This is a genomic window from Paenibacillus sp. 453mf (assembly GCF_900116105.1).
In the GTDB taxonomy this organism is placed as follows: domain Bacteria; phylum Bacillota; class Bacilli; order Paenibacillales; family Paenibacillaceae; genus Paenibacillus; species Paenibacillus provencensis.
This window is the reverse complement of sequence record NZ_FPAC01000008.1, coordinates 37,614-51,732: the sequence shown is the minus strand read 5'-3', so window position 1 is coordinate 51,732 and position 14,119 is coordinate 37,614. Positions and strand designations below refer to the sequence as shown.

Genomic DNA, 14,119 nt, shown 5'->3' with positions numbered 1-14,119 from the left:
CAAGCAACATTTAAGAGCCAATAGGACGTTTTAAAGAGACTTTCGGATCGTCCCCGGCCTTTGGCGTAAGCGAAGGGCATGGGGACGTTTCTTTTTTTAGAAGAAGAGGAGGAGATAAGATGAGTTATGTCATTGGTGTAGATTTGGGAACCAGCGCCGTAAAGACGGTTCTAGTCGATCGCAGCGGGCATGTATTATATGAAGCATCGGAGGCTTACCCGCTGTATCAGCCCAAGGCTGGTTACAGTGAGCAGAATCCTGAGGATTGGGTACAGCAAACGATTGTATCCTTGCGCAAATTGATGGAGATATCAGGTATTGATCCGGCTGAAGTTGAAGGTCTCAGCTTCTCAGGACAAATGCATGGACTTGTGCTTGTGGATGCAGAAGGAAGCGTTCTCCGTCCGGCTATTCTGTGGAATGATACACGTACGACAGCACAGTGCCGCAAGATTGAGGATACACTAGGTCAGGATTTGCTGTCCATTGCACGCAACCGTGCGCTTGAAGGCTTTACACTGCCTAAAATTTTGTGGGTGCAGGAGAATGAGCCTGAAATTCTGGGCCAAGCAGCGCTGTTCCTGCTGCCTAAGGATTATGTACGCTACCGGTTGACTGGCGATTATGCGATGGATTATTCGGATGCAGCTGGAACGCTGCTCTTGGACCCTGCGGCCAAATCGTGGAGCAAACAGATCGCGAACGCCTTCTCCTTGCCGCTCTCCTTATGCCCGAAATTGGTGGAGTCCTTTGATCTGGTTGGCACTTTGCTGCCAGAGGTTGCAGAAGAAGCGGGACTTACACCTCAAACGAAAGTATTTGCCGGCGGAGCCGACAATGCTTGCGGCGCCATTGGTGCAGGGATCTTAAGTGAAGGGAAGACGATGAGCAGTATTGGTACTTCCGGAGTTGTTCTATCCTATGAGGAGGAACGCAAGAACCTCGATTTTGAAGGGAAGGTTCACTTCTTCAATCACTCCGAGAAGGATGCCTACTACATTATGGGTGTTACGTTGGCAGCTGGCTACAGCCTGACCTGGTTCAAGGAAACCTTCGCAAAGGACTTGTCATTTGATTTGCTGCTGCAAGGCATTGACCAGATTCCTGCAGGAAGCGGCGGGCTGTTGTTTACTCCATACATCGTTGGTGAGCGTACCCCGCATCCTGATGCAAATATCCGCGGCAGCTTTATCGGTATGGATGCAAGCCATACGCTTCAGCATTTTGGTCGTGCTGTGCTTGAGGGAATTACGTTCTCTCTTCGAGAGTCGATTGATATTATCCGCGGTGCTGGCAAGACGATTAGCGAGGTCATCTCCATCGGAGGCGGCGCCAAGAATGAGACCTGGCTGCAAATGCAGGCCGACATCTTTAATGCGAAGATCATCAAGCTCGAAAGTGAACAGGGTCCTGCCATGGGTGCTGCAATTCTTGCCGCATATGGCTGCGGTTGGTTTGATTCGCTGCAGGAGGTTGCCGCAGAATTTATCCGTCCAGCCAAAACCTATGAGCCGAACCCGGAAACGGCGGCATCTTACGACAAACTCTTTGCGTTGTACCAGGAAGTATATGGACAAACTCGTGAGCTGAATGAGAAGCTTGCTGAGTATAGATAATAAAAGTTGTGAATATGCTGAGCACAAGCCATCTGTCTTTTATAAGGCGGGTGGCTTTTTATTTTTCTCTCGTAATAGGGATACCATTTCACAACTCATTAAAAAGGTGAATTTGAATCTATATATACCCTTAATCTAAGCAGCTAAAGGTATTATGAAATTGATACTAGTAAGCCGAATATCGGCAGAAATTCACGAATAAATTGGAAATGGAGGATGCTGACTGGTTCAGGACAATCAACAGGCAGTTTGGCTGGGTAGGAGGGGAAACATGTGATTGGCAAAATTACGTTGTCCATGATCGTGAGAAATGAGATAGATCGATATTTGGAACGTGCTTTGATACAGCACCGTCCCTGGATTGATCAAGCGGTCATCATTGATGATAGAAGCACGGATGGAACGCCGGAGTTGTGTGAAGAGCTCCTTCAGGGAGTGGAGCTTGTCCTAATCCGTAATAAGCAGTCTCATTTCTCCGATGAAGTATCCCTCCGCAAGCAGCAATGGGAGGCAGCTGCTCAGGCAGGAGCTGAATGGATTCTTAATCTGGATGCAGATGAAATATTGGAGGATCGATGGGGTGAGGGCTTGCATGAGATAACGAAGGGGCCTCATGAGGCTGTTTATTTTCGACTATTTGATATGTGGGACGAAACGCATTACCGGGAAGACCTATATTGGCGTGCTCACCAGATCTATCGGCCTTTTCTAGTCAAATTCAACCCGGCTCTGATGTATAGATGGAAAGAAACTCCACAGCACTGTGGAAGATTCCCGCTGAATATATTTGAATTTCCTTACATATGTCATCAAGCTCGTATTCAGCATTTCGGCTGGGCCAGACGGGAGGACCGTTTGCATAAATATGTCCGGTACAGGAAGCTGGACCCTGAGGCGAAATATGGATGGAAGGAGCAGTATGAATCTATTCTGGATACGGCCCCTTCCCTTGTAGCATGGAAATCTCATTAAAAGGAGGACGAAGGCTCTATGTCAGCTCTGCAGCGTATCCTGATCGCAAGTCCTGTACGTCAATCACCGAATGTGTTAAAGGCCTTTCTGAGCTCTTTGTCTTCACTCTCCATCCGGGAGGATGAGATCGAGGTAAGCTATGTATTCATTGATGACAATGAGGTTCAGGCCTCGTCTAAACAGTTAAGAGCCTTTGTACGGAAGCATGGCGGAAGAGTGGTAAAGGCAAAAGCGATCGAGAAGCCAAAAAAAACAGTGATCCAGCGGAGCCGAGCAGGAGCAGCATCTGTATCAGTAAATGCAGAAGATACGGCAGGTACTCTGGAGATGTCGATAGTAGAGACGCCACGGACAGAAATATCCAAGGTGGAGGCATCAATCTCCAGTTTACAGGAATCCATTGTGACCGTTTCAACCGCAGAGGATGACCCACGTGTAAATGAGAATACGCAGGTCTACACCCGGAATGAATACAGTCATTATTGGCCTGAAGAATATATATGGCGGGTAGCAGCCTTGAAGGATTGGATTCTTTCTTATGCAATAGAGGAAGCGTTTGATGCCCTATTCCTGCTGGATTCCGATTTGGTGCTTCATCCAGCCACACTGACGCAGCTCTTGAACGGTGAGGAGGAAATTGTGGCGAACCTCTTCTGGACCCGTTGGCAGCCGGGAACGATTGAAATGCCGCAGGTATGGCTGCGAGATGAATATACATTATATGAAGAGAGTCGAAATGAGCAGCTTACGGAAGAAGAGAAGCAGAGACGAAGCGCCGATTTTATGCGAAGGCTGCGCAAGAAGGGAAGGTACGAAGTAGGCGGGCTTGGAGCCTGTACCTTGATTCGTAGATCTGCGCTTGAGAAGGGAGTACGATTTGCACGTATCGAGAATCTCACGCTTTGGGGTGAGGACCGTCACTTCTGTGTGAGAGCTCAGGCGCTAGGAGTCAAGCTGCATGTGGATACTCATTACCCGGCTTACCATATTTATCGGGATTCGGATTTGGACGGGGTCACAGCCTTTCTTCAGTCTGCCTCAAAGCATACGGGAGAAGGAACAGAGGGGAGCAAGCACATTCTCATTAGTCTGTGTATGATTGTGAAGAATGAGGAAAAATCGCTGGCGCGATGTCTCGATTCGGTGAGGGAAATAGCGGATGAGATCGTCATTGTGGATACGGGGTCAACGGATCGTACTCGCGAGATTGCGAAGGATTACAATTGCAGAATTGTAGACTATGCGTGGAAGGATCACTTTGGGGATGCCCGAAATTTTGCCTTCAGTCAGGCTGAAGGAGAGTATATCTTATGGCTTGATGCGGATGATGTGTTTGAGGAGAAGGACCGGCAGCAGCTGCTTGATTGGAGAGAAAGGCTTGATTCGTCCATTGATGGACTGTCGATGGAATATCATCTGGCCTTTGACGGATCCGGCAATGTGAGCCATAAGCTGAGAAGAAATCGTCTGGTCCGAAGAGATAAAGGCTTTGAGTGGCATGGTGCTGTGCATGAATATTTGGCTGTCTCCGGCAACATTATTCATACGAACATCGCGGTAACTCACAAAAAAGACAAGGAATATACAGACCGTAATTTACGGATATACAAAAGACTTGAAGAACAGGGAGAGGCATTTACTGCCAGAGATCAGTATTATTATGCAAATGAGCTTCGAGATCATGGCTTGAATGAAGAAGCCGTTCGATGGTATACGAGGTTCCTCGACTCGGGGCATGGCTGGATCGAAGATAACTTGTTGGCATGCATGAAGCTGGCCGAATGTATGGGAAGGCTAGGGGATGAAGGAGCAGGAGCTTGCAGCCTTATTTAGGTCATTTACCTATGAGATTCCTCGCGCGGAAGCATGCTGCCGGATCGGAGCCTGGTTTGCAGAGCGTATGGAGTGGAATAAAGCGATTCATTGGTTTGAGACGGCTGTATCGCTGAAGCGGCCGGAAGACCCGTTAGCGAACATCGATGAGCCATCATGGACATGGATTCCGCACCTGCAGCTCTGTGTCTGCTATGACCGTCTGGGTGATCACGAGCAGGCCAATTACCATAATGAGCTGGCTCTCAGGTACCATCCCACGCATCCGAGCATGCTCTATAATCAGCAGTATTTGAAAGAAAAATTGCAGAACGGGGTTTTGCGTTAGAAAAAGATATGGTAGAGTGAGATAAGTTGTATGTTACAGTAAAGATGATGAGATCGTACCTATAAAGCCATGTATAGGGAAGAAGGGCTGCCGTTCAGCCTTTTTTCTTTTTTGCTGGCTTTTCTTTTTTGCAAGGAACGTTATATAGTCAAAAAAGTTTGAATTTTAATTTTGGGTAAATCAGGAATTTCATAGATTGTATTATGATATAATGGCACAGATTGGAAATAAGAAAGGAGCGTTAGAGGATTGAATCAGAATAAAAATAAAAAATCACCCTCGATGACGAGAGTGGCGGCAGCGGTTGCTGCTGTAATGCTGAGTGTACATACACAAGGAGCCATTCAGGAAGTATCGGCTGCTCAAGTATCCGTTAGTGAAGAACCGGCAGTGAGCATAACGGACAACACCATTCCCAAGGGAGCAAAAATTTCTTCCGAAGCAGCGCATAAAAGCATCCTTAAACTATTTCCCAAACTTTCAAAGGCAACTATTACTTCGGTTCAATTGGGATTGAACAGAACCTCCCCTATTGCTGAAGAGAAGGTATGGGAACTGTCTTATACAGTAACAAGAGGGAATTCTACCTCGAGCTTCAGCGCTTCCGTATCCAGCCAGACAGGTGAGGTATTATCAGCGTATTTACCTGAATATTTCATTCAGAGGGCCGATTCCGAAGAGCGTATGTCAGAAGAGGCGGCTGCTAAGATCAGCGAAGCATTCCTGCATGAAGCAATACCTGATCTCAAGGAAGGAGAATACACATCTCTCGTGAATATGGATCAGGGAATCAGTCCTCTGTTTGGACGAACCGAATATTCATTCTCATATCAGTTGAAAGTAAATGGCCTGCCTGCTGTTGGAAACGTAGTTTATGTCAGTGTAAACGACAGCGGTGAGGTTATCAGTTATAATCGCACATCAGGACAGAGCAATTATCCTTCTCCGGTTCCTAAGGTGACGAAGGAGGAAGCCAAGGAACGGTTCGAAGAACATCTCAACCTGCAGCTGGCTTATGTTCCCGTAAATTATGCTAATAACAGCGGCAGCAGGGAGTACTATTTGGCGTATGTGCCTTCTATTCCTGGGGAATTTATTGTGGATGCAGCAACGGGCAAGGTTGTCGATGTGTATACTTCTGAGGAATCGGATAAATCTCTATTAGATGAACCGCTGCCTAAGAAGAATTTAAGCTTTGAGCCTGCAGCGAATCCGCCAGCCCGCGATGAGGTTGTTGCCCTCATTAAGAACAAACTTCCTTCATTAAAAGATTACACGGTCACCGATGTGTCCCTTAACCGGAATTCTCAGCGCGGAGCCGTGAAGAAAGTATGGAATGTAAGATTTACGAATCAAAGCGGTAATGAAGCCAGCGACATCAATGTTCAAGTCGATGCAGAAACAGGTCGAGTGACGGACTATTATGAATGGTATCATAGCAGCAGTAAGAATCAGGGTGCGTCCAGCGAAGGGATTTCAGAGCAAGCTGCCAAAGAACAAGCTGCTGATCTGGTATTATCTCTTGTTCCTAACGCAGTGACAGAGCTTAGATTAAGCCAGATGATCTCCATGGAAGACGGGTATAACTTTGTTTATAGCCGCTATCTGAATGGGCTTCGGGTCATAGGGGATAACGTGAATATATCTATGACAAAGTCCGGTCAAGTGAACACATTTTATACAACCTTAAGTGCGGAGACTAACGAACTGCCAGAGGCGAAGGAAGCCAGCATTACTCAAGACGAAGCACAAACATCCTATTTGGACGCTACTGAGATGGTGCTTGGTTACCAAGCATCTTACGGATACTACAATAACACGGGTGAAGAGATCCCGCCGATTAAGCTGGTATATATGCCGTCTCAGGGAGAAGCTCAGCTATATGCCTCCAAGGTTATTGATGGAACAACAGGCAAGCTCCGGGATATGTACTCGTCTGGCACAAATCCTGCCAATGACCTGGTGGTTGATATTGCCGGACATGAGGCGGAAGCCGTCATGCAGCGGATGGTTACCCATGGAGTGCTCGTTCCTGATATTGAAGGTAAGATCGAGCCGGAGCGGAACATAACGAAGGGTGACTGGTATATGTATTTGGCGCGGGCCCTTGATCCACATGTGCAGACGAATGGTTATTATTCAAACAACTCGGCGAAGCTGTTTGCTGATATTGATATGGACAGTCCTTACTATACGGTGCTTAGCCGGCTGACAGAGCAGGGATGGATTGAGCCAGATGCAGAAGAAACCTTTGCCCCAAACCATTCAATCACGAGAGGTCAGCTGTCTGAGTTGATTATCGCCATGCTGGGGTACGACAAGCTGGCTAGGTTCTATCAGCAGGGAACCGATTTGCCAAATGTGGCAGATGCTGCACAGATTGATAATAAAGGAGCCGCTTCCATGGCCATCAGACTGGGCATTCTTCCTCTTATTGAAGGCAGATTTCTCCCGGACCGTCCTGTATCCGTGTCAGAGGCTGCAGAGGTGATAGACCGGCTTGCTGGACTCCAGAATAAACTGGATTATTTTACGAGTGATAAGTGGTCGTATCGATATTATTAAATTTTTAATATGGCTAAGAACTAAATGGAGACAAAGTGAATATGTATAAGAATAGGCTTCCCTGATAAGGGAAGCTTTTTTCGAGTCTCGTCGACAAAACAAGAACATGGAGCAGAAGCTTGTTTATGCTACAATATTTCTGCCAGACATAAGTTGATTACCGGAAGGGAGGCAGGATGATCAATGAGAAAACGCCGATTTGGATTATTTATTGTCATGTTGCTAGGTATCGTGCTTATAGGAGCCATTCCCCGGTCAGTTCATTTGCATACGTTATACGCCGCGTCTAATGAAAACGCAATCACTTCGGAAGAATTACATGAGGTGCTTACGACTGCCATGGCAAACAGGACAGATCAATTTCAATTTACCTATATAGGTAAAGTAAAAGTCTTAAAAGCCACATTGCAGGAAGCCATAGAGAAGGCGATGAGAAGTGATTCTTACATTCAGTACACTCTCAAGAGCTATGCCTATCATTACAAGGGAACGAACGCTTCAGCTGAAGTAAACATTGAGTTTAAATTTAGGGAATCCTTAGAGCAGACTGCCTATGTTAATTCCCGAGTGGACCAAATACTTGCTGACATCATTAAGCCGGGCATGAACGATCATGAGAAGGTGGAGGCCATTCACAACTATGTGGTTCTGAATCTGGCGTATGATGAAACAATGCAGAAGTATACAGCTTACGACGGACTTTCAACGGGAAGCACTGTGTGTCAAGGCTACTCGCTTCTTACTTATCGAATGCTTACAGAAGCAGGCATTACGAATCGGATCATAGAAGGGCATGCTGGAGGTCAACTGCATGCTTGGAACCTGCTGTTATTGGATGGAGTCTGGTATCACATGGACACAACCTGGGACGATCCTACACCGGATCAACCGGGCAAGGTCAGTTACAATTACTATTTGCTGACGGATGAAGAAATGGGGCAGGACCATACCTGGGAGGAGCAATATCCTGCCGCGGCGACGCCATATCGTGAAGCCATTCATGTGCTGATGCAAAAAAATGATGATAAATATGCTGCTTATAAGCGTCTGTACGAAACGCTGAATTATGGTTTGTACAATGAGGATGAAATTATTCAAACATCAGCAGAGCTGAGAGAACGGGTTCAATCCAAGATGAATGAGGAGGCCAATTTCGTTATATTCCGTTATGATGGTGAAGAGAATGAATTGTTTCAAGCACTTAAGGAGCTGTACAGTCTCGGAATTAGATCCATATCCTATTATGTATCTGATTTTGAGGATACCGGAGATTTAAAGGTGAAAGTAAACTGGAAGCTAGTAAGATAAAGCTCGCAATAAGATCTGGGTCCAATGCATAAAGAAAAGCCTATCCTTGCTGCTGTAGCAAGGATAGGCTTTTAATCTTGATCTGAATCCTCAGGGGATTATGAAACGGATTGATCTGTACTAAAGTCGCAATCTTTCAGCGGGATTACTTTAGTCTTATGCTTCCACTTGTATCCGAGCCAAATCGCAAGGAACAATGGAATCGTAAAGTAAGTGGCTGCGAAGTCGACCCAGGTTACATCGCTAAGATCAAGTGTAAGGGCCTGACCGAGAATAACGATCATACAGAGCACAAATGCAAAGATGGGACCAAATGGGAACCATCTTGCTCTGAAAGGCAAATCCTTTAGATCTCTGCCTTGAGCGACATAGGCTTTTCTGAAACGGTAGTGGCTGATGGAAATTCCGAGCCAGGTAATAAATCCGCACATTCCGGATGCGTTAAGCAGCCAGGTATAAACCACACCATCACCAAACATGGAAGCCAGGAATGCCAGCATTCCGATGGCCGCTGTAAGGAGCAGGGAATAGACAGGAATTCCTCGTTTGTTCAGCTTTCCAAAAATACGCGGGGCTTTGCCATCCTTGGCCAGTGCGTACAGCACACGGCTTGAAGCGAACATCCCTGAATTACCGGCAGACAATACAGAAGTCAGGATGACCGCGTTCATAACGGAAGCGGCGAAGGCCAATCCTGCTTTCTCAAATACGAGCGTAAACGGGCTGACGCTGATCGTTTCCAGATCTGAGTTCAACAGGTTTGGATCGGAATAAGGAATAATCAGACCAATAACCAGAATCGTCAGGATGTAGAAGATCAGAATCCGCCAGAAAATTTGCCGAATGGCACGTGGAACACTTTTACGCGGATTTTCACTCTCTCCAGCAGCGACCCCGACTAGCTCTGTTCCTTGGAAAGAGAACCCGGCTGCCATAAATACACCCAGTAGCGCAAAGAACCCGCCGTGCAGTGGTGCATCCCCTACGGTAAAGTTCTCAAAGCCGGTTGCTTCTCCACCCAGAATACCGAAGATCATCATCACACCAACAATGAGGAATACGATGACAAGTACAATTTTGATAAGTGCAAACCAGTATTCGGATTCTCCGTAACCCTTAACGGACAAGACATTAAGTCCGATGAGCAAGAGCAGGAATACGAGACTCCACAGTGCTGAGTTGCTGTCCGGGAACCAATATTTCAAAATAATCGTTGCTGCTGACAGCTCGGCCGCAATCGTAATCGCCCAGTTGTACCAGAAATTCCACCCCAGGGCAAACCCAAGGGAAGGATCTACGAATCTCGTAGCATAAGTGCTGAATGAACCGGAGTCCGGCATGAAGGTGGCAAGCTCTCCAAGGCTGGTCATCAGGAAGTAAACCATGATGCCCACCGCAGCATAAGCGATGAGTGCACCGCCTGGGCCAGAATTCGCGATAGCACCACCGCTGGCGAGGAACAATCCTGTACCGATGGAGCCTCCGAGGGCAATCATTGTCATATGTCTTGTCTTAAGGCCTTTGTTCAAGCTAGGGCCCGTTGTCTCTTGATGCTGCATTTCTTCTGTACACTCCTTCTATTTGGTCTTACGTATGCATCCATTTCATAACTCTTTAAGGAAATATGGAATGGATTCGTATGCCGGGAAATAATAAAAAAAGACCGCTGGCTTGTGTACCGGCGGTCTATATTTTTAACATCCGCACCATACTCTAAACATTAAGATAGCTCAACATAGCTTACGCTATGACAGTTCTGCTCCTTTCGGATCTAGCAGCCCCAACCTGGAGTACGTTTCATAGAGCAGTACTCAAGCAGATTTCGGCGGGTACGCCTTTCAACACGGAATCCAAACGGCAGCTCTTATGCCTCTTCCGGTTTACTTATCGTAACCGCGACCTCTACCTCACCTGTGTATGATGAGGTGTATCTTATATTCAATTAGCTTAAAAACAGACTTCAGTATATAGCAAGAACTGCTTGGATGGCAATGGTACAATCTTCCTTATTGTGTGAGGATTCAATGAAGATTAATCCCGCTTACGTCCAGCCATCTGCTGCCATACTGTTCCAGCCGCCTGCTCCCCGGATTCAATCCGTTCGAGCGCCATTTTTGCCTGGAGACTCACCTCGAATTCAGGATCATCTGCTGCAACCTCAAGCACTTCTCTCGCATCCTCTGTACCTACTTCATATAGGAAGCGGGCTGCACGCCAGCGTACAAGCTTGCTTGTGTCCTTGAGCGCAGTCATCATGACCGGAGTGGCTGCCGGATCCCCGATATCGGACAATGTATCACCTGCAGTCCGCCGTACGGCAGGTGATTTATCCTGCATTGCTTCATATAGTAATTCCTGAGCCTCCGGCGTCTTGAGATCACCAAGGTAGACGACAGCAAGACGGCGTGTCTGCATCTTGTCATCCTTCAGGGCCGTATGAATCAGGTCTATACGCTCTGGCGTAGGTTCCATCTGATCAAGTGCTGCATAGCGAACGCGCCAGTCGTCGTTTTGCAGTGCTGTCCGGATTTCCTCGTCAGTTAGATCTCTGCGCTGCTCAATAAATTCCTCTTGGTTGGTGCCGTGAGCAATGGCTTGCTCAATCACTTTCTGGAGTCTCTCCGGAGGATAGGCGGCCTCCAGTTCCTGTTCAACTTCGCGGGCAATGTCAGCCAATTCGCCGTAACGAACACCATAGTCGGTCAGCTTACGTTCCTTGATCAGCGTCGCAGATGCAACCTCAGTCACTGCCTTTACAAACCGGTCAGACAGAGAGATACGTTCTTCCTGTGCGCCTGCTTTGACCCGGATTTGCATTGGAACTCCACGGAAGAATTGCACGAATACCTGAGCTTCGCCGAAGTGTTCTCCGTCTGCTGCATCTGCCTCAGCCCACTGCAGCTGCGCGCCTTCCTGACCCAGCTTCTCCTGAATTTCTCCGAGGATGGCAGACCAGTCTGCATTGCCTTTACGATCCAATGCGACAAATCCGGCCGTATGGAACACGCTTTTGACCCCTGGAATATGAAGCATCTGGCGGATAAAAGCAGGAGCAGAACGCTCGTTATCCAGTGTATAGGTTCGACGAATCCCTGCTTCAAGCTGTTCGTCAAGATGCAGCATCATCGTATTGGGACTCGGTGTAGGTTCAATGGATGTAATTTTCATAAATAGATCGAAGACCTCCGTTCATTGTTCTTTATTTATTGTAGCCAAATATTTCATTCCTATTTTGCATGAAATTATCACTGTACAATATTATTGTAACGGATTAAACGGCTGGTTTCATCATTTTGACGGTCTTTCTTTGTTTATTGGGAATTTCCACGTTATTTATGCTATAATATGTTGCCATACGGGTAGAAAAAGGCTTTCACTATCCAGTCCATCATAGACAGTTGTACGAGGATTTTATATCACGGCTTGGAATGAACGGATGCAAGATGCTGATGCAGGCCAATTATGAACAATTTAATTTATATATAAAGGATGGTATGTTGAATGATCAGTACAAGCGGCATAACGCTCCGCTACGGTAAACGCGCATTGTTTGAAGATGTGAACATCAAGTTTACCCCAGGGAACTGCTACGGCCTTATCGGGGCTAACGGAGCAGGGAAATCAACGTTTTTGAAAATTTTGTCCGGAGAAATTGAAGCAAACCAAGGTGAAGTACACATGACACCAGGCGAGCGGATGGCTGTTCTGAAGCAGAACCACTATGCTTATGATGAGTATCCGGTACTTGAGACGGTCATTATGGGCCACACTCGTTTGTATGAAATCATGAAGGAAAAAGATGTGCTCTATGCCAAAGCTGATTTTACCGAAGCGGATGGTCTGCGTGCAGGTGAGCTCGAAGGCGAGTTCGCGGAGCTGAACGGCTGGGACGCAGAACCGGATGCAGCAGCGCTTCTGATTGGTCTCGGAATTCCTCGTGAGATGCACGAGCAGAAAATGGCCGACCTGAGCGGCAACGAGAAGGTGCGTGTCCTCTTGGCACAGGCTTTGTTCGGTAACCCGAACAATCTGCTTCTCGATGAGCCTACCAACTATCTGGATCTGGAATCCATCCAATGGCTGGAGAACTTCCTGATGGATTATGAAGGTACCGTTATCGTGGTATCCCATGACCGTCACTTCCTAAACAAAGTATGTACGCATATTGCGGACATTGATTTTGGCAAAATTCAGCTGTATGTAGGTAACTATGATTTCTGGTATGAATCCAGTCAGCTGGCGCTTGCCCTGCAGCGTGACGCGAACAAGAAAAAAGAAGAGAAGATGAAAGAGCTGCAAGCGTTCATTCAGCGTTTCTCTGCTAATGCATCCAAGTCCAAGCAGGCGACTTCCCGTAAGAAGCAGCTTGAAAAGATTCAGTTGGACGATATTCGTCCATCGAATCGTAAATATCCGTTCATCAACTTCAAGGCTGAGCGTGAAGCAGGTAAACAGCTTCTAACGATTGATCGTCTGAGCAAATCCGTTGAAGGCGAGCAAGTTCTTAACGATCTCAGCATCGTGGTGAACAAGGGCGACAAGATTGCCTTTGTTGGACCTAACGGATTGCCGAAGTCAACCCTGTTTGAAGTGCTGATGGGTGAGACCGGAGCGGATTCCGGTGAATATACTTGGGGTGTCACGACATCGCAGGCATACTTCCCGAAAGATAACTCTAAATATTTTGAAGGTGTAGATATGAATCTGGTTGAATGGCTGCGCCAGTATTCCAAGGATCAGGAAGAAACATTCCTGCGTGGATTCCTTGGACGCATGCTGTTCTCTGGAGAAGAAGCGCTCAAGAAAGCAAGTGTGCTGTCAGGTGGAGAAAAAGTTCGCTGTATGCTTGCCAAAATGATGCTGAACGGTGCCAATGTGCTTATTCTGGATGAGCCTACGAACCACTTGGATCTTGAATCGATTACAGCGCTGAATAATGGTCTGATTGATTTTGATGGAACGATCCTGTTTACATCTCATGACCATCAGTTCATTCAAACGATCGCGAACCGCATTATTGAAATTACCCCGGCGGGTGTTATTGACCGTCAAATGAGCTATGATGAATACCTTGAGAATGATGAAGTGAAGCAGCTGCGTTCTCAAATGTATCCAGTAGAAGCTTAAAATCCTGAAATATAAAAAGTCCGTATTCCATGAATTGAATTGTTACAATTCATTCGGAATACGGACTTTTTACGTTTTGCCACCGGCAGTTGATTAATTGGAGGATAACCAATATTAGGACCCGCCAGTACGACGACGTTGATTATTCGGCTTTTTGTTGTTTTGGCTTACTAATTTCTTGGTTCCATTATTTTGGAAGCCGCCGCGATTCCCGTTGTTTTGCTCTTTTTTCTGGGCGAGCTTTTGCTTTACAGCATCAGCCAGACTGATTTTGCGAGGTTCGTTATTTTCGCTCATGAGATACATACCTCCTCTTTAATGATCTTCAGAACCAGGTCCGGTTGAATTGTTGAGTATACATACATAACAA

The 14,119-nt window shown here is 46.7% G+C and carries 8 protein-coding genes, 1 pseudogene and 1 riboswitch; of the genes and pseudogenes, 6 read left to right on the top strand and 3 right to left on the bottom strand.

Annotated elements, in window-relative coordinates; genetic code table 11:
• The first annotated feature begins 119 nt into the window (after positions 1-119).
• The 5 genes and pseudogenes from xylB (at position 120) to BM415_RS21905 (ending at position 8,622) form a co-directional block, all read left to right on the top strand.
• Positions 120-1,616, top strand: coding sequence for a xylulokinase (gene xylB, locus BM415_RS21925; RefSeq protein ID WP_091161333.1), 1,497 nt, complete (start codon positions 120-122; stop codon positions 1,614-1,616).
• A gap of 273 nt (positions 1,617-1,889) precedes the next feature.
• Positions 1,890-2,588: a glycosyltransferase gene (locus BM415_RS21920; RefSeq protein WP_244533669.1), complete on the top strand. Its 699-nt coding sequence runs from the start codon at positions 1,890-1,892 to the stop codon at positions 2,586-2,588.
• A gap of 1,095 nt (positions 2,589-3,683) precedes the next feature.
• A pseudogene (locus BM415_RS21915) lies at positions 3,684-4,749 on the top strand (glycosyltransferase family 2 protein).
• 249 nt (positions 4,750-4,998) lie between these two features.
• Positions 4,999-7,314, top strand: a complete 2,316-nt coding sequence (locus BM415_RS21910) for a YcdB/YcdC domain-containing protein (RefSeq protein WP_091161331.1) — start codon at positions 4,999-5,001, stop codon at positions 7,312-7,314.
• A gap of 183 nt (positions 7,315-7,497) precedes the next feature.
• Complete coding sequence (locus BM415_RS21905) at positions 7,498-8,622, top strand: transglutaminase domain-containing protein (protein WP_091161330.1); 1,125 nt, start codon at positions 7,498-7,500, stop codon at positions 8,620-8,622.
• Positions 8,623-8,720: 98 nt separating this feature from the next.
• On the opposite strand, the gene BM415_RS21900 is transcribed toward BM415_RS21905, so the two are convergent.
• Complete coding sequence (locus BM415_RS21900; RefSeq protein WP_091161328.1) at positions 8,721-10,181, bottom strand: amino acid permease; 1,461 nt, start codon at positions 10,179-10,181, stop codon at positions 8,721-8,723.
• A gap of 159 nt (positions 10,182-10,340) precedes the next feature.
• Positions 10,341-10,535, bottom strand: a riboswitch (Lysine riboswitch).
• 118 nt (positions 10,536-10,653) lie between these two features.
• Positions 10,654-11,790 carry a virulence factor gene (locus tag BM415_RS21895; RefSeq protein ID WP_091161327.1) on the bottom strand — a complete coding sequence of 379 codons (1,137 nt, stop codon included), beginning with the start codon at positions 11,788-11,790 and terminating at the stop codon, positions 10,654-10,656.
• 333 nt (positions 11,791-12,123) lie between these two features.
• On the opposite strand from BM415_RS21895, the gene BM415_RS21890 reads away from it, so the two are divergent.
• Positions 12,124-13,749 carry an ABC-F family ATP-binding cassette domain-containing protein gene (locus BM415_RS21890; protein ID WP_091161325.1) on the top strand — a complete coding sequence of 542 codons (1,626 nt, stop codon included), beginning with the start codon at positions 12,124-12,126 and terminating at the stop codon, positions 13,747-13,749.
• A 114-nt stretch (positions 13,750-13,863) separates the two neighbouring features.
• Here BM415_RS21890 and BM415_RS21885 read toward each other — a convergent pair whose 3' ends face one another.
• Positions 13,864-14,046 (bottom strand): hypothetical protein, encoded by a 183-nt coding sequence (locus BM415_RS21885; RefSeq protein WP_076315378.1) that lies wholly within the window; start codon positions 14,044-14,046, stop codon positions 13,864-13,866.
• Positions 14,047-14,119 lie beyond the last annotated feature (73 nt).

Coding starts and splice junctions, on each gene's coding strand:
- BM415_RS21900 (WP_091161328.1), bottom strand. CDS start 10,181: ATGCAGCATCAAGAGACAACGGGCCCTAGCTTGAACAAAGGCCTTAAG.
- BM415_RS21890 (WP_091161325.1), top strand. CDS start 12,124: ATGATCAGTACAAGCGGCATAACGCTCCGCTACGGTAAACGCGCATTG.
- BM415_RS21895 (WP_091161327.1), bottom strand. CDS start 11,790: ATGAAAATTACATCCATTGAACCTACACCGAGTCCCAATACGATGATG.
- BM415_RS21905 (WP_091161330.1), top strand. CDS start 7,498: ATGAGAAAACGCCGATTTGGATTATTTATTGTCATGTTGCTAGGTATC.
- xylB (WP_091161333.1), top strand. CDS start 120: ATGAGTTATGTCATTGGTGTAGATTTGGGAACCAGCGCCGTAAAGACG.
- BM415_RS21885 (WP_076315378.1), bottom strand. CDS start 14,046: ATGAGCGAAAATAACGAACCTCGCAAAATCAGTCTGGCTGATGCTGTA.